Raw genomic sequence first — 25,336 nt, forward strand, 5'->3', positions numbered from 1 at the left:
CGCGCGGGTCCTCAGGGCGCGTCCCGGAGGATGGGTCCGCCGGACACCCGAACCTCTCTACGCTGGAGCACCATGAAGAAGGTCGCCATCGTCGGCTGCGGAGGCAGCGGCAAATCCCACGTGGCCCGCGAACTGGGCAGGATCCTCGATGCCCCGGTGACGCACCTCGACGCCGCGTTCTACGACGGCGAGTGGAACGCGCTGCCCATGGACAAGTTCACCGACGTCCAGCGCGAGCTGGTCGCGCAGCCGCGGTGGGTGATCGACGGCAACTACAACTCGACGCTGCAGGTACGGCTCGAAGCCTGCGACACGGTGGTCCTGATGGACGTGTCGACCGTGGCGGCGCTGTACGGGATCTTCTCCCGGCAGATCCGGCACGGGGCCGGGCACAAGGGCAACGGGGTGCACAACCGCATCCACTGGGGCGTGATCAAGTACGTCGCCACGTACCGGCGCAAGATGCGGCCCCGCGTGATGGCGAAGATCGAGGAGTTCGGCGCCGGTGCCGATGTGGTGCTGCTGGCCAATCGGCGTCAGACGCGCCGCTGGCTGCGGAAGGTAGCCGCCGAGCAGTCCTGACCGGTCCGCGCCCCCGGTCAGGGGGTGCGGCATGAACGAGCCCAACCCGTTCCTGGACCCGGCCCGGCAGCGGGAGCTGTACGGGCACGCCTCGCGGCTGGCCGGGCGGACCAACGCCCTGATGCGCGCCAAGACCGCTGGCCACCCGGTGCCCGAGACGATCGTCAGCCTGGTGCAGACCCATCACGCCCGGCCCAACCGGCTCGGCGTGGTGCTCGACATCGGCTGCGGTCGTGGCACGAGCAGCCGCGTCATCGCCGAGCAGCTCCGGCCCGAACGCCTCGTGGGTCTGGACGCCGCCCCCTCCCTGCTCGCCAAGGCCCGCGAGCGCACCAAGGACCTGCCCGACAGCACGGTGGACTTCGTCGAAGGCGACTACCACGACCTCCCTCTGCCCGACGGGTCGAGCGACATCGTCGTCGCGGCATTCTGCCTCTATCACTCGCCGCGCCCCCAGGACGTCATCGGACAGATCGCCAGGGTCCTCGCCCCCGGTGGTGTGGCCGTGCTTGTCACCAAGGGCCTCGACAGCTACCGGGAAATGGATCAGATGGTCGCCGCCGCCGGCCTCGATCCGCGCGCCGCCCAGCACGAGAGCCTCTACACCGCAGCCCACAGCGGCAACCTCGCCGACGTGGCCGCCTCCTCGCTCGACGTGATCGCCGTCCTGGACGAGGAGCACGTCTTCACCTTCGACGGCCACGACCACACGGCGCAGTACCTGGCCACCAACCCCAAGTACGACCTGGCGCCCGGCCTGTACGGCAACCCCGGTGCCCTGGCGGCGACCCTGCACGAGTTCCTTCCTGACCAGCCGCTGACCACCCGGTCCCGGATCACATTCGTCGTCGCCCAGCCGAAGGAAGAAGGAGAGCCGGCATGAGCCCCGCCCCGTTCACCAAGCATTACGCGGAACCCGAGCGCGCGGCGGGGGCGGCGCGCCACTACCGGTGGCTCACCGCGCACGCCAAGCCGCTGCGGCAGCCGGCTCTCCACACTGCCGGACCGCGGTTCCTGATGTTCGAACGGATCGAGGGCCGCCCCGTACGTCCCGAGGACCTCCCGCGCGTGGCGGAACTGCTCGGCCACGCCCACGGTGCCGCCTGGGCCAGCGACCTGCACTCCGCGTCGCTGGGCACCCCGCACCACTTCGAGGACGGCACGCAGTTCGACGACTACCTCGGGCCCCGGAAGGTCGCTCTACGGCGACGCCACGAGCAGGGCTACCTGCCCAACAAGACGGCCCTGCACGCGATGCTCGGTCTGCTGCAGGCGACCGCCGAGGGCCCGTGCGCCTTCTATAAGGACAGCAACCCGCGGAACTTCATCATCACCGCGCAAGACATCGTCGCCGTCGACACCGACGACCTGTCCCTCGCCCCGCTGGGCTACGACCTCGCCAAGCTCGTCGCGACGCTCCACCTGACCTACGGGCCGCTCACGGACCAAGCCGTCACTACCGCCCTGCTCGCGTACAACGCGGCAGCCCGACGCTACGACGCCCGGCTGGGCACGACGGACCGGGGCCAGCTCGACAGCTTCCTGGGCCTGCACGCCGTGCTCACCGCACCGTACGTCGGCCGCAACGGCTACCACTACAGACTGCCCCTCCGCTTCACGCACAGAGGAGCCTCATGATCACCACCGAACTCGTCTTCGTCCGGCACGGCCAGGCCCAGTGCAACGCCGACGGCCTCGTCGGGGGCCCGCGCACCTGCACCGGCCTTACCAACCTCGGGTACGCCCAAGCCGAACAGGCCGCACGCCGCCTGGCCACCGAGCACCTGAAGAAGCCCTTCGACGTCATCTACACCGGCCCGCGGATCCGCCTCGTCCAGACCGGCGAGATCATCGCCCAGACGCTCCAGACCCCTGTGCACCACGACGACCGACTCGACGGACCGGTCCACGGCGACGCCGACGGCAGGCCCTGGGACGCGGTGAAGACGGCCGCCGACGGCGGGCCGCACGCCCACCCCGACACACCCTGGGCCAACGGCTCCGACACCTGGAACGGGTACCTGGAGCGCGCCGGCAGGAACCTGAGCCAGCTCATCAAGGAGAACCACGGCAAGCGCGTCGTCTTCGCCGCCCACGGGGAGACGGTGATCACCGCCCACACCCTGCTGCTCGGAATCCCGATCGGCTCGCCGTCCGGGTTCACCCACAACCACGCCTCCATCACCCGCTGGCAGCACCACCGCAACCGCCTGGGCCAGACCCGCTGGATGCTCGACCGGCACAACGACACCGAGCACCTCAGTCTCCTCACGCCGGAGCCGACTCCGTGATCGCGACCGCGGACGACCCCCGGATACGACTGGCGCACCACCTCCTCGGCGCAGTCGACATCGCAGCGGACCCCGCGCTCCCGCCCCGCGTGGTGCGCCTGGTGGCCGGGGACGGGCGTCAGTTCATCGCGAAGCAGCACGCGGAGCGAGACCGGTACGCCGGAGAACTCAACGCCTATGAGGCGTGGGTCCGCCATCTGACCGGTCACGCGCCGGAGTTGGTCGGCCGGGATGACGCCACCCGCACCCTGCTGCTCACCGCACTCGCAGGCGACCGCGCGGACACCGTCGCTCCCGGCTCGCCCGAGGAGGAACTGGCCCACCACGAGGCCGGGCACGTGCTGGGCAAGCTGCACCGGGCCACCGCCATGCCCCAGGGCGGAGCAGTCGGCGCCTCGCTCGCCGAGCGGTTCCAGCGGTGGATCGACCGGGCCGTCCGAGCCGACCTGCTCGACGCGGCCGAGGAGAACCTGCTGAAGCACCACGCGGCGATCTTGGGCGCCAGCTACATGGACAGCGCGATCTGCCACCTCGACTACCAGCCGCGCAACTGGCTGCTCGGCGACACCTTCGGCATCTACGACTTCGAGCACATGCGACGCGACGCCCGGGTCCGCGACTTCGCCCGGCTCGAATTCCGACGCTGGCAGGCCGCACCCCACCTCCGCACCGCCTTCTTCCACGGCTACGGGCGCCCGCCGAACGACACCGAGCGACGCCTCCTGGAGTCCTTCGGCGCTATCGAGGCGGCCACAGCCCTGGTCAAGGGCCACAAAGAGAACGACGCCGCCCTCAGCGCGCACGGCAGAACCGTCCTGTCCCGGCTCACATGACCTACCCCTTCGACGACACCTCTCTGGAGATCCCCGTGCCACAGCACGAGCAGCCCCCGACCAACGCTGCCCCCCGACGGGCCGTGGTGACCGGCTCCGCCGGATTCATCGGCTCCCACCTCGCCCACGCCCTCGTCCAGGCCGGCACCACCGTGATCGGCGTGGACCGCCGAGATCCGTCCACCGACCCGACGGCCGCCGCCAACCTCGCCGCGCTGCGAGGACGCCAGGGATACCACCACGTCACGGCCGACCTCCTTCACTGCGCCATCGACCCCCTTCTGATCGACGCCGACGCGGTCTTCCACCTCGCCGGCATCCCCGGCGTGCGGCCCTCCTGGGGACCGCAGTTCGGCGACTACCTCGCCTCCAACGTGCTGGCCACCCACCGCGTCCTCGAAGCCTCCATCCGGATCGGCCTCCCCCGTCTGGTCGTCGCCTCCTCCTCCAGCGTCTACGGTCCGACCGACGGCGACGCGAGCCGCGAGACCGACCGCCCCAACCCCGCCTCCCCGTACGCCGTGACCAAGCTGGCCGAGGAGCAGCTCTGCCTCGCCTATGCCGAGCGCCCCGGTGGCCCCACCGTCGTCGCCCTGCGGTACTTCACCGTCTACGGCCCCCGGCAGCGCGCCGACATGTTCACCCATCGCGCCCTGTACGCCGCCCTGACCGGACAGCCCCTACGCCTGTACGGAGACGGTCACCAGCGCCGCGACTTCACCTACATCGACGACGCGGTCGCCGCCACGATCGCCGCCGGCGTCGTCCCGAACGCTCACGGCCCCATCAACGTCGGCGGCGGCTCGAACGCATCGCTGCTGGACGTGATCGACATCGCCAACAGCCTCACCGGCCGCGAGATCCAGCTCCACCAGGACCACGTGCGCAACGGGGACGTCCTGCTCACGCGCGCAGACGCCGGCCGCGCGGGAGAGGTCCTCGGCTGGCAGCCGCGCGTCGACCTCCACAGCGGACTGCGCGCCCACATGCAGGCTCTGGCCGCCCCGGTTCCGGACTACAGCCGGGCCGCGTAGCCCTACGCCTCGGAACCCGAGAGGAGTGCCCATGGAAACCCCCGAGCGAGCACGGCTGGACGCCTTCTTCCGGAGGATCACCGCGCAGTTCCCCGCCGGGCAGGCGATCACGACGCTGGTCATCACCCACCTGCTCCCGGAACGCCCCGCGTTCTTGCGCGCCATGGCCGCGGTGTCCACGATCGGCGCCGTCCTCCCCAAGCCCCGGTCGATCCACCAGCCGACCCTCGACACCGTCCGCCGCACCCTGCCCGTCCACGACCTGAGCCGGAAGCGGTTCACCGACGAGACCCAGGCCCTGCACTACCTGGAGGACACGGCCGGCGGCCAGGACGTCGTCCTGGTCGACATCGGCGGCTACTTCGCGGCCAGCCTCGACACCCTCGTGAACAAGTTCTCCGGCCGCATACTCGGCATCGTCGAGGACACCGAGAACGGACACCAGCGGTACGCCGCTCTCGGCTCGCTGCCGTGCCCGGTCGTGTCCGTGGCCCGCTCACCGCTCAAGGACTGCGAGGACCACCTCGTCGGCCGGTCCATCGTGTTCTCCACCGACGCCCTCGTCCGCGCCCGCGGTGACATCCTCACGAGCCGCAGCGCCTGTGTCATCGGCTTCGGCAAGATCGGTCGCTCCATTGCGCAGACCCTGCGCGCCCAGGACCTGCGCGTCACCGTGTACGACAACGACGCCGTCAAGCGGGTACAGGCGCACGCCCTCGGCTTCCGCACCAGCGCGTCCACCACCGAGGCCGTCCACGACGCGGAACTCGTGCTGTGCGCAACCGGCAACCTCGCCCTCCGGCACGAGGATTTCGCCGCCCTGCGCAACGGCGCGTACCTCGGATCGGTGACCTCCTCCGAGGACGAACTCGAACTCGGCAGCCTCGATGACCTCTATGAACGCCAGCCTGTCGGACCCCAGTTGACCCGGTACGAGGTCACCGGCCACTACTTCTACGTTCTCGCCGACGGCGGTGCCGTCAATTTCGTGCACGGAGCCGCCGTCGGCACCTACATCCACCTCGTCCAGGCCGAGATACTCGCCGCCACCGCCGCACTCAGCCACGCGCGATTCCAGCCCGGACTGCACGAGATGCCGGCGGCCGACCGCGACACCATCGCCAGAACCTGGCTCCGCCACTTCGAAAGGTGACCTCGTTGCCACCCTCCACCGAACACGTCCGCGCCGTCACGGAGGCGTACCTCGCCCGCCACCCGGACGAGCGCGCCTCCCTGACGATGCTGTTCGCCGTGCTCGCCGGCGCGGACGATCCCACCAGCCGCAAGACCTTACCCGCCCACGTGACCTGCAGCGCCATCCTCATCAACGGTGAACGGCATGTGCTCCACATCCTGCACAAGGCGTCGGGGAAACTGCTGACGCCCGGCGGGCACAACGAACCGTCCGACCAGCTCCTGCGCGACGCGGCCCTGCGCGAACTGCACGAGGAGGCCGGCATCCCGCCCAGCGCCGTCGTCCCCCTCGCCGTCCACGAGGACATCCCCCTCGACATCGACGTGCACGCGATCGACGCGAACCCGTCGAAGAACGAGCCGGCCCACCACCATGTGGACTTCCGCTGGGCCTTCCACCTCGGGGCCGATCACGCGGTGACGCTGCAGGAGGAGGAGGTCGACGGCTACCAGTGGCGGCCGTTCGCGACCACCGCCTCACCCACCGTCCGCGCCAAGCTCGCCCAGCTCACCTGAAGCCCCCCGACCCCGACAACCAGGAGGACGCCGTGGCCGCCACCACAGCCCGACCGACCGACGCCGAGCGGCGTCGGCACATCGCCGTCATACCCTGCCGCTGGGGTGCCTCCCGCTTCCCCGGCAAACCACTGGCCCTCCTCGGCGGCATGCCGCTGCTCTGGCACGTCCACCAGCGCTGCCTGGAGGCCAAACGCCTCGACGGGGCCATCGTCGCGACGGACGACGAACGCATCGAAGCAGCGTGCCGCGATCTCGGCATCGACAGCATCCGTACCGGGGAGCACCTCACCGGCACCGACCGCGTCGCGGAGGTCGCCGAACGCCTGCCAGCCGACGGATACATCAACGTCCAGGGCGACGAGCCGTTCATCTCGCCGACCGCCATCAACGACGTCTCCGAGGCACTGGAATTCACTCCGCCCGGCACCTGCGCCGTGAACGCCTACACCGAGCTGGTAGACGTCGGCGCCGTCCTGGACCACAACGTCGTCAAGGTCGTCGTCACGGCCCGCAGCGAGGCCCTCATGTTCTCGCGCCAGCCCATCCCGTACCCCAGGGGCGACCGGCCGAAGTACCTGCGTCAACTGGGCCTCTACGGATTCACCGGCGAGGCTCTCCAGCACTTCCGGCAGCTTCAGCAGGGGCCCCTGGAGCGTGCTGAGGGAGTGGAGATGCTGCGCTTCGTCGAACACGGCCACGCCGTGCGGATGGTGCCCGTCCTGGACAACGGGGTGGCAGTAGATACCCCCGAGGATCTGGCGCGCGCCGAGGGACTTCTCGACCAGAGCAACTGAGGCGTCGACACGAACTCAACCTTTCCTCACGCACCCGCCCCGCTCATTCAGGTTCTTCTGGGCACAAGGGTGCCTCTGATTTCTGAGCACTCCAGTTGACGATTGAGTGCGATAGGTAGCGGGGGAGTCGGCCAGCATGTGCCCGGCGGTTCGACGCCCCCTCCGCCAGCGAATGCTCGGCCGAGGCGATGGTGCACGCTCAACAGCGGCTGACCGCGGCCGCCTGTTCCGTGGCCAGGCAGGAGGCCGAAGGTCTGTGCCGGCCCACCTCACCCCAACGGTTCCTCATCGACGTCCGTGCCGCCACGCTCGCCATGTTCAGTACCTGGCCCGGCGCGGCGGAGCCATTCGTGGCGCCGAAGTGTATGGACGCGGTCGCCGTTCACGCCGAGACCGAACCGAGCGCCCGCCGAGCGAGCCGGACCTCCAGGAGACGGCTGGCTGGCTCGCTCCGTCGACCACTCGCCTGGCGATCCGTTGCGGTCAGCCGCCTTGCTGGCCCTTGTCATCGGGATCTTCGACGACCCGGGCGGCCAGACGGTCCTGGCCCAGCGCACGGTGCGTGCCGCCGACCTGCTCGGATTGGTGCCTTGTTGGTCTATGTGGTGCGTTCCAGGAGCATGGCCATGCCCTGGCCGCCCGCGGCGACGACCGTGATGAGGGCGGTGGTGAGGTCGTCTTGGCGCAGGGTGGTGAGCGCGGTGGTGGTCAGCCGTGCTCCGGCTGCGCCGTAGGGCTCGCCGAGGGCGATGGAGCCGCCGTGCGGGTTCATCCGCTCAGGGTCCAGGCCCAGTTCGGCGCAGTAGGACAGGATCTGTGCTGCGAAGGGCTCGTTGCCCGCGAGGGTCCCGACATCGGCGAGGGACAGACCGGCCCGGGTGAGGACGGTGCGGGTCGCGGTGACGGGGACGGGGCCTTCCGTCTCCGGGGTGCCGGCCGAGACCGCGGTGGCGAGGATCCGGGCCAGCGGTGTGTGGCCGTGGGCGCGCGCGTACTCCTCGGACATGACGACCACCGCGGCTGCCCCGTCGGACAGGGGCGCGCTGTTTCCGGCGGTGACCCGCCCGTCGGGGCGGAAGCGGGGCGGCAGCGCGGCGAGGCTCTCTTCGGTCACTCCGGTGCGGGGGCAGTCGTCGGTGGTGACGGTCGTGCCGTCGGGAGACTTGACCGGGACGATGTCGCCGAAGTGGAAGCCTTCGGCGAGCGCCCGTTGGGTGAGGTGGTGCGAGCGGGCCGCGTAGGCGTCCATGTCGGTGCGGGTGATGCCGTAGAGGTCGGCGGTGTTCTCGGCGGCCAGGCCGACCGGGATGTACGGGTCGGGGAACTCGCCCCGCTCGCGCGGATCGCTCCAAGGGCCGGTCCCGGCGCCCGAGCGCCGGACCGTGCGCAGGCCCGCCTGCCGGAAGGCCGGGTTCTCGGTGTCGGGCCAGGTGTCGGAGCTGCCGTGGGCGAGCCGGGACTGGGACTCGACGCCGGCCGCGACGACCACGTCTGCGTCGCCGCAGCGCACTGCTTGCGCGGCCGTGCGGATCGCCTGGAGCGAGGAGGTGCAGAAGCGGTTGACGGTGACGCCCGGTACGTGGTCCCAGCCGAGCAGGACGGCGGCGATCCGGGCGATGTTGAAGCCCTGTTCGCCCCCGGGCAGGGCGCAGCCGGCCACGAGGTCGTCCACGTCGGCTGGTTCCAGCCCGGGTGTCCGGGCCAGCGCCTCGGCGACCGTGCGGGCGAGGAGGTCGTCGGGGCGAATCGCGGCCAGGGCACCTTTGTGGGCGCGGCCGATGGGGGTGCGTACGGCGGAGGTGATCACGGCGTGCTGCATGAGGAAGCTGTCCTGTCGGGTGGGGCGGGTGTGTGGTGCGGTGTGTGGTGTCCAGCGGTGCAGGGCGGGGGGTCAGAGGTGCAGGGTGGGGCGGTGGGTGCGTAGCCACTGGTCCAGGTCCAGGACGAGTTCGAGTCCTTCGCGGGGGAAGCGGTCTTCGCCGGAGGAGCCCAGCAGCAGGCGGCGTACGGCACTGGTGTCGAGCAGGTCGGTCGCGGGTCCGCCGTCGTCCAAGAGGCGGCCGACCTGGTGGGTGAGGGCTGTGCGGTAGGCGGGGTCGCGGACCATGGGGTAGGGGCTCTTGCGGCGGGCCAGCACCGGCTGGGGGAGGACGTCGGCGACTGCGGCGCGCAGGAGGCTTTTCTCGCGGCCGTCGAACGTCTTGAAGGCCCAGGGGGTGTTGAAGACGTACTCGACCAGGTGGTGGTCGAGGAAGGGGACCCGGACTTCGAGGCCCACGCCCATGCTGAGGCGGTCGGCGCGGTCCAGCAGGCAGGGGAGGAAGCGGGTCAGGTTGAGGTAGCAGGCGCGTCGCAGCGCCATCTCGGCCGGGGCGGTTCCCGGGAGGTGGTCGAGTTCGGCGACCGCGGAGGCGTGGAGGTCCGCGCGGTGTGCGGGCAGGTCCAGGGACGCGGCCAGGGCCGGGTCGAGCAGCTGGGTGAGGTCGGTGCGGTCCAGCACGCTGTCCCAGGGAAAGGATTCTGCTGTGGTGGCCTGGGGGGTGAACCAGCGGTAGCCGCCGAAGAGTTCGTCCGCTCCGTCTCCGGCCAGGGTGACGGGGAAGTGCTCGCGCACCGCGGTGAAGAGCCGCAGCAGAGAGGTGTCGAAGTCTCCCAGGGTCAGCCCGTCGCGCAGGTGGCCCACCCTGGCGCGCCGGGCGGGGTCGGCCAGATCTCGGGCGTTCAGCGACACCTGGCGGTGTGCGCTGCCCAGGTGGCGCACCATCAGGTCGGCGTACGGGCCGTCCGGGTCGCGCCCCATCGCGTCCTGGCGAGATGCACGGGAGCCCAGGTCGACCGAGAGGGTGTGCAGGGTGATGGGCTCGGGCCGGGCGAGGGCGGCGATGGCGCTGGAGTCGAGCCCCCCGGACAGCAGCACGCTCACAGGTACGTCGGCCTGCAACTGCCGGGTGACAGATCCTTCCAGCAGCGAGCGCACCCGGGTGATCGTCGTAGGCAGATCGTCGTGGTGCTCGGCCGGGGTCAGCGACCAGTAACGACGCGTTCGCACCCCCTGGGGCGTGAACACGGACACGGTCCCGGGCGTGATCTCGTCCAGGCCGGCGAAAACGCTGTGTCCGGGGGTGCTGATCATCGGGTGGGCGGACAGCAGCAGTTCACGCATGCCGTCCAGGTCGAGCCGGGCGGGAACGGCGGGGTGTGCCAGTACCGCCTTGGGCTCGGAGCCGAACACCACTCCATCGCCCGTGCGCGCGCAGTACAGCGGTTTGATGCCGAGGCGGTCGCGCACCAGCGTCAGCTGCCGGGGCTCCGGCTCCCAGGCCGCGTAGGCGAACATGCCCTCCAGCCGCTCAGCTGCTGCTGGCCCCCACTCGTCGAAGGCCCGGAGCACCACCTCACTGTCGCCGCGGGTGGCGAACCGGTGCCCGCGCGCGGTCATCTCCGCACGCAGCCGTCCATGGTTGTAGATCTCGCCGGTGAACGCCATCACCAGCACCACGCGCCCGTCGCGCTCCAGCACCAGCGGCTGCCGGCCACCAACAAGGTCGACCGTCGCCAGGCGGGTGTGCCCCAGGCCCGCCGCCCCCTCGGCCCAGGCCGCCGAAGCGTCCGGGCCGCGGCAGGCCAGGGTCTCGGTCATCTCCTTCAGCGAGGTGTCCTCGGTCCCCCCGGGCACATGCCCGGTGAATCCGGTAAAGCCGGCCAGCCCACACATCGTCGCAACTCCCCGCGCACGCCGGCCCCAGGGCTCGCCGCACGGTCCATGACCAGGACTTCTCATCGCCCTGATCGTGCGAGAGGTAGGTCCGCGGCCGGTTCACCGGCCACCGTGACTGCAACGACCAGACACCAGCGAGGTCACCGCCTCACCGGAGGTTGCGCTCGCGGGGCTCTCGGTCCACAACATGTCCGCCCGCATGCGCGAGGTGTGCGAGCGGGCCTGAACAGGGTGTTTCCTAACTGAAAGAGTGATCCGAGCCGATTCGAGTGAAAGGCAGGCGTGGGCATCGTCACGATGGCGGCGATCGACATGATCATCCGCGCTACCAAGGAGACGCCGAAACATGTCCAAGCCTGTCGTCAACATCTGGGGCACCTCAGCAGAGACCGCGCCCGCAGCCGCACCGGCCGCCCCGTGGGACACGAAGTGGGACCTCGGTAGCCGGCACACCGCCAGCGGGACCGCGTGGATCTTCTACAGCTCACCCGGTGAGAAGACCCTCAAGCGTCCGGTGATCCTCGCCGACGGCTTCGCCCCCGGCGGGACCAACGTCGACGATCTGTACGACGGCCTGCAGAACGGCCAGTACCCTTTCGTCTCCACGCTGCGCGAGGCCGGCTTCGACGTCGTGCTTCTGGGCTTCGCCGACCGCACCGCCTCCATCCCTGACAACGCCGAAGTCGCGATCGAGTGCATCATGCGGGCGATCGCCGACCGCGAGGGCGAGCACCCACTGACCGTCGGCGGCTTCAGCATGGGAGGGCTCATCACCCGCTACGCCCTGGCCAAGCTGGAACGCCAGCGGATGCGACACGAGACCGCCACCTACCTCTCCTACGACACCCCGCACCGCGGAGCGTGGCTGCCCCTGGGCGTCCAGGCATACGCCCACTACGTGAAGGACAACTGGGGCGGCCCCCTCAAGCCGGTCCTCAACTCCTTCTCCAACCTGGTCAACAGCCCCGCCGCGCGCCAGATGCTGCGCTGGCACCTGGAGACCGCCAACGGCACGACCCTCGACGTCGCCGACGGCCAACACCAGGACCGGACCGACTTCCTGGAGGCCCTCGCGCGGATGGGCGACTGGCCCCAGATCCCCCGCCTCCTCGGCGTCGCCAACGGAACCGACACTGGCGCCGGGAACAACATCCCTGCCGGCCATTCCGCGATGGAAGCCAACGGACCGCACCTGATCGCCCGGCTCGACGCCCAGGGCACGGGCGCGCAGACCGTCGCCCGGATGGACAAGCCCGGCCAGGAACCGACGGAGATCCGCACCACCGGCTTCCCCGAACTCGACGGCGCCCCCGGCGGCCTCTTCCCCCAGGCCCCCGCCTTCAACGACGCCGCCAACTTCGGCATCGCCGCCATGCTCGCCGGCCTCGTCAACAAGACCGAGGCAGAACTCACCCACAACGCCTCCACCTTCGTCCCCACCATCAGCGCCGTGTCCTCAGCCCGCATCGACGACCACGACGCCCTGTACAGCAAGATCGACCCCGAGCGCAGCGACCTCCACGAATACCGCTGTGCCACCAGCAACGAAGGCCACACCACCATGACCCGCGAACTCGGCGAGTGGATCGTGAACAAGCTCAAGGAAGTGTGACCGCTGGCAAACCGCCGATAGCAGTGATCCGCGTGGGGCCCATGTCCGTTCGGTCCTGGGCCCCACGCGGGCGAATGCGCCCCATGCCGGTTCGCCCAGATCGCCCCGTGCCCACTGTCGATTGCAAGGCGCCCCACGGCTGAGCTGAGCACCAGCCCACGAACAGCTGCCCTACACGTGCGGCCAACGCGATGGAGCACCGAACTGAGCACGACAGTTGGGGAGCGCCGCCAAGTGTGATGCTCAGTCACACCTGGTACTCCTCCAAGCGGACTGGGCGCGAACGTACGCCGAGCTGATCGACGTGCAACGGGCTCCCTTGGGGTGGGCGGCCAGGTCGAGGTTGCGGCACCTCTCGACCCGCCTGGCGGCGCATCCCTACTGGGTGGCGCGGTCCGGGCGGATGGCCGGCTGGGCTGACCTGCGTCGACAGGCGCGAAAGGCCATGGAGGCAGAAGAAGCATGAGCCTCCGTAAACCCTCCGCAGTCGAAACCGTGAGGGGCGCCGTGCGCCTTCGCGCTCATGAGTCTCCGCCCGGTGAAGTTTGCGACTGATAACAGGTCGAGCGAGGGGCGCTTACCGCGACGAGGGAGGGCGACGAGCCGGATGGGCTGCCGCGTCCACCCGGGCCCTCCGGCGGGGTCAAGGAGCTGGCTGGATTGCGTCACTCCGAGCACTCGGTGTCATTCGCCCTCCATGTCTGATAGCGGAGCTGTCCGCGCGTGATCACATGGGGTATTTGCGTATTTTGTAACAAACTGAATGTCGGGTTTTGGTGTGACGTATCTCGGATTGACAGCGGGGTAGCCGCTCGGCCCTCCGGGGCGTGGCGGTGCCAGCGATTGGCGAAACCGCATGTCAGGGCGCTGGTCAACGCTCCCTAATGGTCCTTTTGTGCAGTCAATTCCGAAGTGTCAACGCTCCCGCTGAACCGACCGCTGCTGAGTTTTCGGTCAATCTCTGCCGAACCTTTCGCGTACTGTCCAAGAAGTTCCCGAAGCCTCGGCGAGGCGAGTGGCGAGCGCGTTGCTCATTCGCTACAGCGACACATAGGCGTCGATGTCGCGTAGGCCCTGATGGGCTGCAGCGGTGTCGCCCTGGAGGCAGCCGAAGGGCGAATCCGGGCACCGGGCCAACGCGGAGGGAACCGAGAGTCAACGGCGCGGTCGCGCCTAGCTCGGGGGGAGCTAACCGATAGAAGGGATTTGTCATGTGGTCTGGGAAGATCCTTCGCACTGAGCCCACGGGGCCGACCCGGGGCGCAGAGCCCCGAAGGGGACTGGGCCGCCGTCGGGCGGTGGAAAAGGACCTGCATCGCTTCCTCCGTCGGGAGCTTCAAGACCTCGGCATTCATCCGCCGCTGGACGTGGAGGAGCTGTGCTCGGCGCTCAGCCGTCGGCGTGGGCGGCCCCTTTACCTGCGGGAAGCACCGCTGCCGAAGCCCGGCCCGACGGGGATGTGGGTCGAGTACGAGGACTATGACGTGATCTTGTACCAGCAGGAGACGACCCGTCTGCATCAAGATCACATCAAGCTCCATGAGATAGGGCACATCCTCGTGGCGGAGGCTGAGGCCGCCGAGCAGGCGCTGGCCGAAGGGACGGAGCAGGCGCCCGCGCTCGACCCCGACGAGGAGTCGGCCGTCTTCGTCGAGGGCTGGGCTGCCATGCTTCCAGTCTTCGACCCCGAGACGATCGAGCGCGTCGCGCGCCGGTGTACGTACGACGACGGCGAGGAGTGTTCCGTCGAACTGGCAGCGACGATCATCCTTGAGTGGGCGTCGGTGCTGGACGACTCCACTCCTCTCTCGGAGGACCCGTCGCTTCGGCGTGTGCAGTCGGCCCTCGGCGATCGGCGAGGATGGCTGTAACCCGTGGAACTGCTACTCCTGGGGCTCGTGGGCGCCCTTGCCTGGAAGCTTTACAAGCTGTGGCGAACCCCCCACGACGCGCCTTTGCGGTCGGTGACTCTCTGCCTCCTCTGCGCCACGCTTTCCTACCCCATCGCTATGCCGGGAGGCGCGACCGGCGTCGACACGGTGGCGGGGCACGGGGCGGCGAAGTTGGTCCAGAACGTGCTGCTGATCGTCTCGATGTACTTCCTGATGTGCTTCTACCTCTACTCTGCGGCTGACGAGGAGGCGAGCCGTCGCAGGGCGAACAAGGAGGCGGTCGCCGTCGTGGCCGTCGTGGTGGTCATCACCCTGGCTGCCGTATCGGTGCCGCACGAGGTCTTCGCTGGCAGTTTCAGCACCGCGGACATGACGGTTCCGCAGATCGCTGTCTTCTATGGCGGAGCCGGGTGTTACCTGACGTACGTCCTGGGCCTCGCCGCCAGGTGGACCCGCACCTACGCCCGAATGTCCTGGCGCCCCCACGCAACAGGACTGTGGATGGCGGCTGTTGGTCTGGGCGCGATGGCCGTGGCCTGCGCGATCAGGGCTGTCATCGTGGCCGTCCGCTGGGCGGACATCGAGGTGCCCCAGCGTCTGATGGCTGCGGTCGCGTTCCTGTTGGTCGCATCCATCCTTCTGTTCACGGCCGGGATCACCTACTCGGGGGTCCGCGCCCGAATATCTTCTTCGAAACTCTGGCTTCAGCACCGACGTGATTACCGCCGCCTCGCAGCCCTCTGGGAGTTGTTGGCCGAGGCGTTCCCCGACAACGTTCTGCCGCCGGCATCCTCGTCCGCCCACGACCGACGACGCGCTCGGGGAGTCCACCGCCGCTACCACCGCCGCATCGTGGAGATCCGAGACGGCCTAGTCGCCCTCAGCCCGTACCTCCTGATAGACGACACCGGCATCACAGCGCCCGATGTCGACTCGGATGAGCTGGCAGCTCGGCTACGGCGCGCTTCTGCCCGGATCAAGGAAGGGGCCCCCGCGCCCCGCCGGGCGGTCCCCCTCGCCATGACGCTGGGGAGCGATCGATCGGCAGATGTGAAACAACTGATTGCGGTGTCCGACGCGCTGGTGACAGACCGCGCGACGCCCCTCACGATCAAGGAGGCACCATGCTGATTAGTGGACGACGTGTGCTCGTCGACACGGGCACGTATCTGGACGACGGCGCCGTCCTGATCGAGGGCGACTCGATCGTGGCTGTGGGGCCGCGTAAGGAGATCGAGGAGCAGACCGCCGCCGACGTGCCGCGGTCGGTGTTCGACGGCACGCTTCTGCCCGGCTTGATCGACGCCCACGTACACCTCGTCTTCGACGGGGGCCCCGACCCGGTATCCGCTCTCCAGACCTCGACGGATGAGGCCCTGCTCGCGGACATGCGGCGCCGCGCGGAGGAACTGCTGCTCAGCGGCGTCACCACGGCCCGTGATCTCGGAGACCGGAACGGGCTGGCTCTCCGCCTGGATTCGGAGATCGCCGACCGGCGCACGCCGGGCCCGAGGATCGTCTCCGCAGGTACGCCCCTGACTACCCCCGGCGGGCACTGCCACTTCCTCGGGGGTGAGGTCTCGGGCGAAGCCGAGATCCGCTCCGTCGTCCGCCTCAACCTCGAACGAGGCGCTGGGGTCATCAAATGCATGGTCACTGGCGGCGGGCTCACCCGGGGCGGGCCGGCAAGCCACGAATCCCAGTTCTCCGCAGCGGAACTGCGACTTCTCGTGGATGAGGCTCACGGCGCAGGCGTCCCCGTGGCGGCCCACGCGCACGGAGCCGACGGTATCGCCGCCGCCGTGGAGGCCGGGGTGGACACCATCGAGCACTGCACGTGGATGACCGGCGACGGCCTCGACTTTCGCCGGGACGTGGTGCAGCAGATCATCGACCGTGGCATCACCGTCTGCCCTGCGGTAAGCCCCCACTGGCGGATGCTCCCTGCGATCTTCGGCGAGGAGCGCGCCGCCGGGATGTTCGACCTGGTACGCCAGATGGCAGACGCGGGTGTGAAGCTGGTCGCCGGCACGGACGCCGGAGTGCAGCGTGCCGACTTCAGCGGCCTGGTACCTGCCCTCTCGTTCTACGCCCACCTCGGCCTGGCGAACGCCGAGATCATCAACATGGCGACGACCGCAGCAGCCACAGCCCTGGGGCTCGGCTCCACAACGGGCCGCATTGCTCCGGGCTACCGAGCGGATCTCATCGTTGTCGACGGGGACCCGCTCTCGGATCTCGACGCGCTCAAGAACATCAAGGCCGTATTCGCCTCCGGTCGGCGACACGAACCGAACGCACCAGCCGAGTAATCGGGGCTGACCGAGCCCTGCCCTCTTGGGCCTCCGGAGGCCCGGAGGGCAGGGCCCTACTCGTCGTCCGTGGAGCCGACCTGTTTCTCGAACTCGGCCTGCAGGTCCGTCAGGAGCGAGAGAACCTCGGGCGACAGACCTTCCGGGCCGAGGCCACGAGCCCGAACCCGTCCGATCGTCCCGTTCCGGGATGCGAGCAACACACGAATCCCCTGGTACACCTGACGGGCGACGGCCTCGTCCGGCTCGAAGTACATGCGCTCGACGCCGAAGAACTCGGCAAGGCCCTCCAAGACAACGGGGTCCGGGCCGTCGGAGTCACCGGCACCTGTTCGGAGGGCCTCGACCTCCTTGGCCGTGACGACCTCCGCCCCTGCATGCCGGTTCACCGCCTCTGCGATTTCTCCATCCCCCGGAACTGCGCCCGCCGGGTAGGAGTGATCCAGTAGGAAGCTGATCTTCTCCCCGAGAGCACGGGGATGCTCGTCGGCCTCGGCCGCAGCGACGCTCTCGTCCCCGTCCTCTTCGACGACGTTTCCGAACGAGCGCTCCTGAGCTTGCTCCAGCGCCTTCTCCGATACGCCGTACGCCGCTGCCAGCTTCGGCACGTACTTCTCCTTGAGCCGCCGTACGCCGTTCTCGGCCGCAGCCACCGGGCCGTCGCTCTTCGTGCCGATGAACCTCGCCACCTCGTACCGGTAGAGGCCCGCGTCGCACCGCAGGTCGATCAGGTCGGGCGTGCCTTTACGGGGGAACAGCTCATCCAACGGTTTCCGGAGTACACGCGCGATGCCCGGCAGCTTCTCCTGGTCCGGGACGCTTGAGCCCAACTCCCACCCCGCCACGGTTGAGTCCGCAGCGTCGACGGCAGCCCCCACCTCGGCCTGCGGGATCTCTGCAGCCCGCCGTACGGCGCGCACCACGGCTCTGTCGAAGTGGCGAGCTGACATCGAGACCTCTTTTTCGTGCGAATCGAAGAACTATCGGCTCGTTGACCTTTCGTGCGAACCGGGATAGCTTCAGACTACCGAAAAACGGGGTGCCGTGCATTTCTCCCGGCCAGGCTGCGTGCCTGCCGAGGGCGTGAGGCTGAGGAGGAGAACACCTCCTTCGGCGTGCCCGGCAAGAGGGGGTGCCGACCGAACGCAGGTCAGGGAGGGGCAGGGGATGCACGCCAAGGGCCCGTAACTCGACGAAGCAACGAAGAACCGGCGCCCGGGAGTTACCAGCTCCCAAGCGCCGGGCCGGCACCCCGAAGGGCGCCGATGCACATCTCGCGGGCGGCGGGGCTTTTGCACGAGAACCACCGCACCGCGCTCCTACGAACCACGGAGTATTGCATGCCTGCCATGCCGAGCGGAATCCCGGCCTGCCCGGACACCAGCCGTCGACACCGCCTTGCCGCCCAGCTCGCCGACATGATCCCGGGCGCAGCCACCATCCGGGTCAGCCTCACCGACCCGGCGCAGGTGTGGCCGCACCCGCACACGGTCGTGCAGGACGAGGCCGGTCGGTCGGTGGAGCTGGGCCGGACGACGTCCAGGGTCGCCGCCCGCTGGATCCTGAGGGTCTGGCCGGACAAAGACTGGACCCGCCCGCACACCTTCCGCCTCGCCAACGCTACCCTCACCCGCAGCGACTCGGTCGCCGCCGAGCGGGGCCGCTGACATGGCCCGGATCCGAACCATCAAGCCGGAGGCGTTCACCTCCGAGTCACTCGCCGAAGTGACCGTGACGGCCGAGCGGACCTTCTTCGGCATGCTCACCCAGGCCGACGACCATGGTCGTCACCGGGACAACGCTGCGATCGTCGCGGGGCTCCTCTGGCCTTTGCGTGCCGAGCACACCTCGGTCCATGTCGAGGACGACCTCCACCAGCTCGCGAACGCCGGTCTGATCTGCCGGTACACCGGATGCGACGGCCGCCGCTACCTCCACATCGTGACCTGGTCCGAGCACCAGAAGATCGACAAGCCGAGCCAGTCGCGCCTGCCTTCGTGCCCGCAGCACCAGGCTGCCGACCGGTGCGCACCGTGCAAGGGCTCGTGCTCCCGGCGGACCGAGGGGTTGTCCACGGCTCCCCGAGGGCTCGCCGAGACCTCCGGGAGGGCTCCCCGAGCCCTCGATCTGCCTGCCGTATCCGCCTCGACGACGCCGGACCACGCAGACGAGTTCGTCGCCGACCGGCAGAAGGCTGCCGACGGCGCGATCGGCACAGCGGGGCGATCTGGTGCTAAAGGTGCAGGTCAGGCCGCATTCTCCGAGGACTCCCCGAACCTTCCCCGAAGCCTCTCCGGAGGCTCGGCGCCTGGATCTAGGATCTTGGATCCTGGATCTCTTGTCCCTACGGGGCGCACAGCGCCCGCACCCAGCGTCTCCGCCAAGGACCTCGTCGGCGAGTACGTCGCCGGGTGCGACCAGCGCCCCCCGAACGACGTGATCGGACACCTCGGGCGGATCACCAAGAAGCTCCTTGACGAAGGCATCGCACCGGAGCACATCCGGGCCGGGCTGGCGAACTTCGCGGCCAACCCGAGGCACCCGAGCGTGCTGACCAGCATGGTCAACGAGGCAATGAACGCTCGCCCCGGCGGCTTGGCGCGGCCGGGAATCCGGCCTAACGTGCCCGCTCACCAGGCGTGGACCAACCCGGCCAACGCTTCCGCCGCCTACGCCGAGGAGCTGTGATGCACACCCATCACCGCGAACCCCAGCTCCTCGGCCACGAAGGCACCCTGGAGCGCATGGCCCGGATCCTGGCCGCCCGCAACATCGACCCGGCCGACGCCGCCGCGCTCCCCGACGACCCCGAGCCGCACTCCCCGCTCGACGCCCCCCTGGCCGGGATGCCCCCGCGCTACCAGGCGGCTGCCGCCGACCACCCGATGGTCCTGGAGTGGGTCGGGAAGGTCACCGAGGCGGCCGTCGCCCCCAGCCGGGGAGCCCGGCGGCAGGTCACCACCGGGCCCAGTCTCCTGATGGCCGGAGTCGTCGGCGCGGGCAAGACGCACCAGGCGTACGGCGCGGTCCGAGCGCTCGTGGAGAGCGGGGTCGGCGTGCGCTGGCGCGCGAGCACCGCTGCCGACCTGTACGCCGATCTCCGCCCCCGGCCCGGGGTCGACAGCGAGCGGGAGCTGGCGGCCGTCAGCCGGTGCCCGCTGCTGATCATCGACGACCTCGGCGCGGCCAAGGCGAGCGAGTGGGTCGAGGAGATCACGTACCGGCTGATCAACCGCCGGTACAACCTCATGCTCCCGACCTTGATCACCACCAACCTGGCGATCAAGGACCTCCGCTCCTACCTCGGTGACCGCGTTGCCTCCCGACTCGCGGAGATGACCACCCGGGTCGAGTTCGAGCCGCTCGACCGCAGACGCTACCGCGCAGCAGCCTGACCTGCCGCAGGTCACCACGTCCGGGCCGCGCCCTCTGCGCGCCGCCACGAGCAACTTCACGACCAGCGCACCTCTCCGCCGACGCCCCTGCGCGCGGAGAGCGATCGGAGCAACCCGCATGACCAGCACGACGAACAGCCCTGTCCACCACCGCCAGCTCGGCGACCAGACCTGGCAGGCCGACGCCGTCTGCCAGAGCACCGAGTACAACCCGGTGGACCCCGAAGTCTTCTTCCCCGAGCCCGACGAGACTGCCAAGATCGCCACGGCCAAGGCCCTGTGCGGCCAGTGCCCGGTCCGCCGCACCTGCCTGGATGTCGCTCTCGAAGGGGGTGACACCGACGGGATCCGAGGCGGCCTGACGGAGGAGGAGCGCGGGCCGCTGCACGAGAAGCTCCCCAGCCGCCTCGACTACAGCCGCGTCAACGCCACCATCGCCGGGCGCGACGTGCACCTCACCCATACAGAGCGCCGCGCGGTCGAGCACGCTGCCTACCGCCACGGGGTGAGCGAGCAGCGCCTGGCCTGGCTTCTGAAGGTCACCGAGGAGCACGCCAAGAAGCGATACCGCGAGATCCGCCGGGCCGAGCGCAACCGAACCCTGAACCAGCCCAAGGAGACCGCCCTGTCACCTGAGGTCGACGGTGAGCACCCGGTCCGCGACGACTTCGGGACGGCGGCATGACCACTACGAGCACAACGAAGGCGGCGCACATATCCGCCTGGGACCGCGCGGTGGTCATCGCCTTGGGCGGCGCGGGGTGCGCGCTGTCGTACGACGCCCTCCAGCAGATGGCCGTCGCCATCCACGTCCGGGGCCTGTTGACCTTCGTCTTCCCGTTGGTGATCGACGGGTTCATCGCCTACGGCGTCCGCGCGCTCCTGGTCCTGCGCGATGCCCCGCTGCGCGCCCGGCTTTACGTCTGGACGCTCGTCGGCACGGCCACCGCCGCCAGCATCTGGGCCAACGCGCTCCACGCGGTGCGGATCAACCAGGACGCGGTCGCCGGCACCGGTCTCCGGCTCGGGGACACGGTGGTCGCGGTGCTGTCCACCATCGCACCGCTGGCCCTGGCGGGAGCTGTCCACCTCTACATCCTCATCGCCCGGGGGCCGGTCAAGGACAGTGACCGCGAGGACCTAGGTCAGGCCGGTCACCTCGGTCAGGTCAACCGGAGCGACGGCGCAGAGGTCACCCGGACCGACCGGGTCGGTCAGCAGCCGGAGGCCGGTCAGCCGGTCACCGCCCGGACCGACCGGCAGCCGCTCTCCCTGGACAAGCCGACTCCCGCCACTCGGTCGCTCAGCGGGGACAGGGCTCCGGCGGACAGCAGCGCCCCTGTCACCAGTGACCGGAGCCAGCCGCACGAGGCCGCTGACCTGCCCGGACAGTCGGACACCGCGCGGCCGGTCACTGACCGCCCCGGTGACACCGTCTCGGTGACCGGCGACGAGGACAGCCGGGGGGCGGCCACCGCCCTGCAGGTCACTCCGTCGGTCACCGCCCCGTCGGTCACTGACCGGCGGACCCGGACAGCTGGTGACCGGCGATCTGACTCGGACACCGAGGAGCTACTGAAGATCGCTCGGTCAGCGGTCAGGGCCGAGGGCAAGCTGACCCGCAAGGTGGTCGGACAGGCGATCCGAGACCAGCAGATGACGCTCTCCAGCGACACCCTGACCACCTTGATGGCCCAGCTCCGCGAGCAGCACGGACAGCCGGTCAGCTCCGCCCGGACCTGATCGGACACTACGGAGCGGGTGACCGAGCAGGTCACCCCGGCCGGTCACCCGCTCCGCACACCCGCCCTACCTTCCTCCAGAGCAGAAGCGGAGTACATCTGATGCACACTCACCCGGCTACCCCCGCCGAAGTCGACTCCTGGCTGACCGTCCTGCACCAGCGCGGCCACCTCCACCGCGCTCAGTCCGGCCCCGACACCACCTGGATCGTGCAACGCGAGCAGCACGACCGCCCGTGGACCCTGCACCACCCGGTCCTGGCCATGGACTGGATCGCGGACCTCGTCCACGAAATCCAGCAGCAGGACCCGGAGACGAGCCGGTGACCCCCGACGACCCGGCGGTGGTCACGGCTGGGCAGCAGCGTGACCCCACCACGGCTCCTGGCGGAGCAAGCTATCGCGTACGACGGTCCTACGGCCCGTCGTACGCACTTGCCCCCGCCCAGGAGGGCGGGGGAAGCCCGGCTGGTCCCCGAGCGAGGGCGCACGGGGACCAGCCGGGCAACCGGCACCAGGGGGCGCCGGTCACCGCAGGAGAAGCCAACTGCGAGCCGCAGAGCGCGAGCACGCCCCCCTTCCCCGACCGTAAACCGCGCCGCCGCACCCGCAACGCCAGCGAGCGCACTCGTAAGACGACGACCCGCCTCTCCGACACCGAGAAGGCCGAGATCGCCGCCGCTGCCGCGCAGCGCGGCATCACCGTCGCCCGCTTCCTCGCTGGTGCCGGCCTCGCAGCCGCCCGCGGTTCGACCGCCCTGCACAGCAACGAACGCTGGGACACGGCCATAGACGAACTCGCTTCCCTACGAGCGGCCTTGGCTCGAATCGGCAACAACATCAACCAGATCGCCTACGTCCTCAATGCTGGCGGGCAGCCCCGCCCCGGCGAACTCGACCACGCGCTGAGCACGCTGCTCCGGCTCCTCGCCCGCGTCGACGACGCGGCGAACAACCTGGTGAACAGGCGGCTGTGATGGTTCCCGACATCGGACGCGGCTCCCGGACCCACGGCCTGCTCGTCTACCTGTATGGCCCCGGGCGACGGGAGGAGCACACCGACGCCCACCTCGTCGGCTCCTGGGACGGCTTCGCCCCCGACCCCGGCCGCGACACCAGCCCCGATCCCGATCCGAAGGTCACCCTCGCCCGGCTCACCGCCGCCTTGGACCTGCGGGTCAAGCAGGCCGGAGACCGAGCGCCCGCCAAGCACGTCTGGCACTGCTCGGTCCGCACCGCCCCCGGGGACCGGCGGCTGAACGACGAGGAGTGGAACGCCGTCGCCCAGCGCATCGTCCACGCCACCGGCACCGCACCGGACGGGGATCCCGACGGCTGCCGGTGGATCGCCGTCCGCCACGCGGCAGACCACATCCACATCGTCGCCACCCTCGTACGCGGCGACCTGCGCAACCCACGCCTGAACTACGACTTCAACAAGGCCCAGGCCGAATGCCGCCGCATCGAAAAGGAGATGGGCCTGCGCCGCCTCAACGCCGGAGACGGCACGGCAGCGAAGAACCCCACCAGCGCCGAGAAGTTCAAAGCCGAACGCACCGGCCGCCCCGAAACCCCCCGGGAGACGCTCCGCGAAGCCGTACGCCGGGCCCTCGCCGGAGCTGAAGACGAGAAGGAGTTCTTCACCCGTCTCCACGAGGCCGGCCTACGGGTGAAAGTGCGCCACGCCCCGTCCGGTGACGCGCTCGGCTACAACGTCGCCCTGCCCGGCGACCGCAACCGCGACGCCGAACCGGTCTGGTACCCCGGCTCCAAACTTTCCCCCGACCTGTCCCTCCCCAAGATCCGCCGCAGGCTGGCCGACGGCACCGTCGAACACACGGCGACCCCGGCCTCGGGCGGACGAGCGGACTCGTCCCTACCTGCCCGAGAACGACGCAGCGCCACCGCCATCGCCGAACGTGCCACCGTCCTCCTCGACCAGGGTGACGACGGAGAAGCCGCCGCCCAGCTCGTCGGCGTCGGAGAACTCCTCGACGCCGTCGCACAGACCTCGCCGGCCGCGACCCGCACCGAGCTGGCCGCCGCCGCCCGAACCTTCGAACGGGCGACCCGCAGCCACGTCCAGGCGGAACACGCCGACACCCGAGCACTCCGCTCCGCCGCACGAGGAATCATCCGGGCCGGCGGCGCGCTCGGCCGGGGCGAGGACGGCGGCACCACCGCCATGCTCCTCTCCACCCTCGTCCTGGTCACCCTCGCCGCCGCCCACTGGCACTCCGCCCGGGGACGCGCCCAGCAGGCCCACGCCTCCCGGCAGACCGCCGAGCACCTGCGCACCGCCTACCGACAGGCCGCCACCACCCCGATGCGAACCCTGCACGAGCAAGGCCGCGCCCTCCCCGACGCCCAACGCCGGACGTACGAGACCACCATTCGCGTCGCCCTACCGAACCATGGCGTACGAGAGGACGGTGTACCGGCGAAAACCGACGCCCTGGCCGCCACCCTCGCCCATGCCGAGCAGGCAGGCCACGACCCCGAAGCTCTCCTGCGACAGGCCATCGACATGCGCGAACTCGACACCGCCACAGACGTCAATGACGTCCTGGTCTGGCGCCTGCGCCGCATCGCCCAGCTCCCCGCCCACCCGGGCGCAACTCCCCGCCACCCGAAGGACGGCACCAGCAACCCGAAAGCCTCGGCCAACCGCACCAGCAACCGAACGACACCCAGGACCGGAGTTCGCCCCGTCGCCCCCACTCGACGAAACCGCCCACCACGCCGCTGACGAAGGTCCGGCGGGCTGGCCATCGGCCCGCCGGACTCCGAGAAGTCCCTGGACAACCGGTTCCACCGGCTGTTACGGATGGAAACAGAAGGACCTCGACCGGGAGATGACGCTCGTGCTCAGAACCACCGACCGCCCCGCGGAGTCGACACCCGCGCAGCTGGCCCTCCCCGCCGGCCCCGATCCCCTACTGCAACTCGCATACGAGACGCAGCCGCCCAGCGGCCCCGGCGCGACGCGCTGCCTCAGCCACCCTCGCGAACTCGCCCTTCGCGGGATCCCGGTGACGTGCACTGCCTGCCGCGCCCGGCGCGACTGGCTGCTCATCAACCACGGGCGCAACGTCTGGGTCTGCTGCCGCTGCAGCAACCAGTGGCTCGAACCCGAGATCACCCGCGCCGACTTCGACGCCCTGATCGCGATCCCCGACGGAACGATCTACCCCAGCGTCGAGCAGGGCCTGGCCGCCTTGGGGTTCGACGGGGCCTTTGCCGGCACGTACCTCGACTAGGTGAGCGCGAGAGCAGAACGAGAAGGGGCGACACCGACGGGTGTCGCCCCTTCTCGTCATAACTGGTCAGCTGTCGATTCCGTCTCTCGGTAGCTGACCCCGGAAGCTGCAGCCAGGGCACTCGTCCTCGCCCTCAATATGGCCCTCGTACCATCCGT

25 protein-coding genes are annotated in these 25,336 nt (G+C 69.9%); 22 read left to right on the forward strand and 3 right to left on the reverse strand.

The annotated features are described in order from the left end of the window. Window positions 1-72: 72 nt before the first annotated feature. The 9 genes from ACQP09_RS25965 (at window position 73) to ACQP09_RS26005 (ending at window position 7,247) form a co-directional block, all read left to right on the forward strand. Entirely contained in the window at window positions 73-582 is a 510-nt protein-coding gene (locus tag ACQP09_RS25965) for a topology modulation protein (RefSeq protein WP_376082644.1), read from the forward strand. 31 nt (window positions 583-613) lie between these two features. Beyond that, window positions 614-1,465 (forward strand): class I SAM-dependent methyltransferase, encoded by an 852-nt coding sequence (locus tag ACQP09_RS25970; protein ID WP_433403709.1) that lies wholly within the window; start codon window positions 614-616, stop codon window positions 1,463-1,465. Further along, the gene (locus tag ACQP09_RS25975) at window positions 1,462-2,220 is read left to right on the forward strand and encodes a phosphotransferase (RefSeq protein WP_433403712.1); all 759 of its coding nucleotides are present in this window, start codon (window positions 1,462-1,464) and stop codon (window positions 2,218-2,220) included. Before ACQP09_RS25970 ends, ACQP09_RS25975 begins: the two co-directional genes overlap by 4 nt. Next, window positions 2,217-2,873 (forward strand): histidine phosphatase family protein, encoded by a 657-nt coding sequence (locus ACQP09_RS25980; protein ID WP_433403715.1) that lies wholly within the window; start codon window positions 2,217-2,219, stop codon window positions 2,871-2,873. Before ACQP09_RS25975 ends, ACQP09_RS25980 begins: the two co-directional genes overlap by 4 nt. Further along, window positions 2,870-3,706 carry an aminoglycoside phosphotransferase gene (locus ACQP09_RS25985; RefSeq protein WP_433403717.1) on the forward strand — a complete coding sequence of 279 codons (837 nt, stop codon included), beginning with the start codon at window positions 2,870-2,872 and terminating at the stop codon, window positions 3,704-3,706. Before ACQP09_RS25980 ends, ACQP09_RS25985 begins: the two co-directional genes overlap by 4 nt. 83 nt (window positions 3,707-3,789) lie before the next feature. Then, window positions 3,790-4,740, forward strand: coding sequence for an NAD-dependent epimerase/dehydratase family protein (locus ACQP09_RS25990; protein ID WP_433406767.1), 951 nt, complete (start codon window positions 3,790-3,792; stop codon window positions 4,738-4,740). Window positions 4,741-4,771: 31 nt separating this feature from the next. Next, complete coding sequence (locus tag ACQP09_RS25995; protein ID WP_433403720.1) at window positions 4,772-5,893, forward strand: adenosylhomocysteinase; 1,122 nt, start codon at window positions 4,772-4,774, stop codon at window positions 5,891-5,893. After that, the gene (locus tag ACQP09_RS26000; protein WP_433403723.1) at window positions 5,890-6,450 is read left to right on the forward strand and encodes an NUDIX hydrolase; all 561 of its coding nucleotides are present in this window, start codon (window positions 5,890-5,892) and stop codon (window positions 6,448-6,450) included. The genes ACQP09_RS25995 and ACQP09_RS26000 overlap by 4 nt, the downstream gene beginning before the upstream one ends. A gap of 32 nt (window positions 6,451-6,482) precedes the next feature. After that, window positions 6,483-7,247, forward strand: coding sequence for a 3-deoxy-manno-octulosonate cytidylyltransferase (locus ACQP09_RS26005; protein ID WP_433403725.1), 765 nt, complete (start codon window positions 6,483-6,485; stop codon window positions 7,245-7,247). 598 nt (window positions 7,248-7,845) lie between these two features. Here the strand turns inward: ACQP09_RS26005 and ACQP09_RS26010 are convergent. Together ACQP09_RS26010 and asnB are read right to left on the reverse strand one after the other, a co-directional pair. Then, a complete protein-coding gene (locus tag ACQP09_RS26010; RefSeq protein ID WP_433403728.1) occupies window positions 7,846-9,066 on the reverse strand; it encodes an acetyl-CoA C-acyltransferase in 1,221 nt (406 codons plus the stop codon). A gap of 72 nt (window positions 9,067-9,138) precedes the next feature. Then, the gene (asnB, locus tag ACQP09_RS26015; RefSeq protein WP_433403729.1) at window positions 9,139-10,962 is read right to left on the reverse strand and encodes an asparagine synthase (glutamine-hydrolyzing); all 1,824 of its coding nucleotides are present in this window, start codon (window positions 10,960-10,962) and stop codon (window positions 9,139-9,141) included. Between the two features lie 349 nt (window positions 10,963-11,311). Between asnB and ACQP09_RS26020 the strand changes: the two genes are divergently transcribed. The 4 genes from ACQP09_RS26020 (at window position 11,312) to ACQP09_RS26035 (ending at window position 16,781) form a co-directional block, all read left to right on the forward strand. Next, the gene (locus tag ACQP09_RS26020) at window positions 11,312-12,577 is read left to right on the forward strand and encodes an esterase/lipase family protein (RefSeq protein WP_433403732.1); all 1,266 of its coding nucleotides are present in this window, start codon (window positions 11,312-11,314) and stop codon (window positions 12,575-12,577) included. A gap of 1,298 nt (window positions 12,578-13,875) precedes the next feature. Continuing rightward, complete coding sequence (locus ACQP09_RS26025) at window positions 13,876-14,448, forward strand: hypothetical protein (protein ID WP_433403733.1); 573 nt, start codon at window positions 13,876-13,878, stop codon at window positions 14,446-14,448. 3 nt (window positions 14,449-14,451) lie between these two features. After that, window positions 14,452-15,600 carry an MAB_1171c family putative transporter gene (locus tag ACQP09_RS26030; RefSeq protein WP_433403736.1) on the forward strand — a complete coding sequence of 383 codons (1,149 nt, stop codon included), beginning with the start codon at window positions 14,452-14,454 and terminating at the stop codon, window positions 15,598-15,600. After that, window positions 15,594-16,781 carry an amidohydrolase family protein gene (locus ACQP09_RS26035; protein ID WP_433403738.1) on the forward strand — a complete coding sequence of 396 codons (1,188 nt, stop codon included), beginning with the start codon at window positions 15,594-15,596 and terminating at the stop codon, window positions 16,779-16,781. The genes ACQP09_RS26030 and ACQP09_RS26035 overlap by 7 nt, the downstream gene beginning before the upstream one ends. Window positions 16,782-16,837: 56 nt before the next feature. Here ACQP09_RS26035 and ACQP09_RS26040 read toward each other — a convergent pair whose 3' ends face one another. After that, window positions 16,838-17,731 carry a helix-turn-helix domain-containing protein gene (locus ACQP09_RS26040; RefSeq protein WP_433403741.1) on the reverse strand — a complete coding sequence of 298 codons (894 nt, stop codon included), beginning with the start codon at window positions 17,729-17,731 and terminating at the stop codon, window positions 16,838-16,840. Between the two features lie 390 nt (window positions 17,732-18,121). On the opposite strand from ACQP09_RS26040, the gene ACQP09_RS26045 reads away from it, so the two are divergent. From ACQP09_RS26045 to ACQP09_RS26085, 9 genes are all read left to right on the forward strand, one after another. Next, on the forward strand, window positions 18,122-18,448 hold the full coding sequence (locus ACQP09_RS26045; protein ID WP_433403744.1) for a transcriptional regulator: 327 nt from the start codon (window positions 18,122-18,124) through the stop codon (window positions 18,446-18,448). 1 nt (window position 18,449) lies between these two features. Continuing rightward, the gene (locus tag ACQP09_RS26050; RefSeq protein ID WP_433403747.1) at window positions 18,450-19,469 is read left to right on the forward strand and encodes a hypothetical protein; all 1,020 of its coding nucleotides are present in this window, start codon (window positions 18,450-18,452) and stop codon (window positions 19,467-19,469) included. Beyond that, window positions 19,469-20,176, forward strand: a complete 708-nt coding sequence (locus ACQP09_RS26055; RefSeq protein WP_433403749.1) for an ATP-binding protein — start codon at window positions 19,469-19,471, stop codon at window positions 20,174-20,176. The genes ACQP09_RS26050 and ACQP09_RS26055 overlap by 1 nt, the downstream gene beginning before the upstream one ends. Before the next feature lie 118 nt (window positions 20,177-20,294). Continuing rightward, the gene (locus ACQP09_RS26060; RefSeq protein WP_433403752.1) at window positions 20,295-20,861 is read left to right on the forward strand and encodes a WhiB family transcriptional regulator; all 567 of its coding nucleotides are present in this window, start codon (window positions 20,295-20,297) and stop codon (window positions 20,859-20,861) included. Further along, window positions 20,858-21,919, forward strand: coding sequence for a DUF2637 domain-containing protein (locus ACQP09_RS26065; RefSeq protein ID WP_433403755.1), 1,062 nt, complete (start codon window positions 20,858-20,860; stop codon window positions 21,917-21,919). Before ACQP09_RS26060 ends, ACQP09_RS26065 begins: the two co-directional genes overlap by 4 nt. A 101-nt stretch (window positions 21,920-22,020) precedes the next feature. Beyond that, window positions 22,021-22,245 carry a hypothetical protein gene (locus tag ACQP09_RS26070; RefSeq protein ID WP_433403757.1) on the forward strand — a complete coding sequence of 75 codons (225 nt, stop codon included), beginning with the start codon at window positions 22,021-22,023 and terminating at the stop codon, window positions 22,243-22,245. Continuing rightward, window positions 22,242-22,895, forward strand: coding sequence for a MobC family plasmid mobilization relaxosome protein (locus tag ACQP09_RS26075; RefSeq protein WP_433403760.1), 654 nt, complete (start codon window positions 22,242-22,244; stop codon window positions 22,893-22,895). Before ACQP09_RS26070 ends, ACQP09_RS26075 begins: the two co-directional genes overlap by 4 nt. After that, window positions 22,895-24,667, forward strand: coding sequence for a relaxase/mobilization nuclease domain-containing protein (locus ACQP09_RS26080; RefSeq protein ID WP_433403763.1), 1,773 nt, complete (start codon window positions 22,895-22,897; stop codon window positions 24,665-24,667). Before ACQP09_RS26075 ends, ACQP09_RS26080 begins: the two co-directional genes overlap by 1 nt. A 106-nt stretch (window positions 24,668-24,773) precedes the next feature. Further along, window positions 24,774-25,178 carry a hypothetical protein gene (locus tag ACQP09_RS26085; protein WP_433403766.1) on the forward strand — a complete coding sequence of 135 codons (405 nt, stop codon included), beginning with the start codon at window positions 24,774-24,776 and terminating at the stop codon, window positions 25,176-25,178. Window positions 25,179-25,336 lie beyond the last annotated feature (158 nt).

It is taken from the genome of Streptomyces sp. CA-146814 (assembly GCF_050942385.1).
In the GTDB taxonomy this organism is placed as follows: domain Bacteria; phylum Actinomycetota; class Actinomycetes; order Streptomycetales; family Streptomycetaceae; genus Streptomyces.

What these genes read in the sequence shown, in the direction of transcription:
- ACQP09_RS26085 (WP_433403766.1), top strand. Translation starts at nt 24,774, where the DNA reads ATGACGCTCGTGCTCAGAACCACCGACCGCCCCGCGGAGTCGACACCC.
- ACQP09_RS26055 (WP_433403749.1), top strand. Translation starts at nt 19,469, where the DNA reads ATGCACACCCATCACCGCGAACCCCAGCTCCTCGGCCACGAAGGCACC.
- ACQP09_RS25965 (WP_376082644.1), top strand. Translation starts at nt 73, where the DNA reads ATGAAGAAGGTCGCCATCGTCGGCTGCGGAGGCAGCGGCAAATCCCAC.
- ACQP09_RS26050 (WP_433403747.1), top strand. Translation starts at nt 18,450, where the DNA reads ATGGCCCGGATCCGAACCATCAAGCCGGAGGCGTTCACCTCCGAGTCA.
- ACQP09_RS25980 (WP_433403715.1), top strand. Translation starts at nt 2,217, where the DNA reads ATGATCACCACCGAACTCGTCTTCGTCCGGCACGGCCAGGCCCAGTGC.
- asnB (WP_433403729.1), bottom strand. Translation starts at nt 10,962, where the DNA reads ATGTGTGGGCTGGCCGGCTTTACCGGATTCACCGGGCATGTGCCCGGG.
- ACQP09_RS26035 (WP_433403738.1), top strand. Translation starts at nt 15,594, where the DNA reads ATGCTGATTAGTGGACGACGTGTGCTCGTCGACACGGGCACGTATCTG.
- ACQP09_RS25970 (WP_433403709.1), top strand. Translation starts at nt 614, where the DNA reads ATGAACGAGCCCAACCCGTTCCTGGACCCGGCCCGGCAGCGGGAGCTG.
- ACQP09_RS26060 (WP_433403752.1), top strand. Translation starts at nt 20,295, where the DNA reads ATGACCAGCACGACGAACAGCCCTGTCCACCACCGCCAGCTCGGCGAC.
- ACQP09_RS26045 (WP_433403744.1), top strand. Translation starts at nt 18,122, where the DNA reads ATGCCTGCCATGCCGAGCGGAATCCCGGCCTGCCCGGACACCAGCCGT.
- ACQP09_RS25975 (WP_433403712.1), top strand. Translation starts at nt 1,462, where the DNA reads ATGAGCCCCGCCCCGTTCACCAAGCATTACGCGGAACCCGAGCGCGCG.
- ACQP09_RS26065 (WP_433403755.1), top strand. Translation starts at nt 20,858, where the DNA reads ATGACCACTACGAGCACAACGAAGGCGGCGCACATATCCGCCTGGGAC.
- ACQP09_RS26070 (WP_433403757.1), top strand. Translation starts at nt 22,021, where the DNA reads ATGCACACTCACCCGGCTACCCCCGCCGAAGTCGACTCCTGGCTGACC.
- ACQP09_RS26080 (WP_433403763.1), top strand. Translation starts at nt 22,895, where the DNA reads ATGGTTCCCGACATCGGACGCGGCTCCCGGACCCACGGCCTGCTCGTC.
- ACQP09_RS25995 (WP_433403720.1), top strand. Translation starts at nt 4,772, where the DNA reads ATGGAAACCCCCGAGCGAGCACGGCTGGACGCCTTCTTCCGGAGGATC.
- ACQP09_RS26020 (WP_433403732.1), top strand. Translation starts at nt 11,312, where the DNA reads ATGTCCAAGCCTGTCGTCAACATCTGGGGCACCTCAGCAGAGACCGCG.
- ACQP09_RS26010 (WP_433403728.1), bottom strand. Translation starts at nt 9,066, where the DNA reads ATGCAGCACGCCGTGATCACCTCCGCCGTACGCACCCCCATCGGCCGC.
- ACQP09_RS26040 (WP_433403741.1), bottom strand. Translation starts at nt 17,731, where the DNA reads ATGTCAGCTCGCCACTTCGACAGAGCCGTGGTGCGCGCCGTACGGCGG.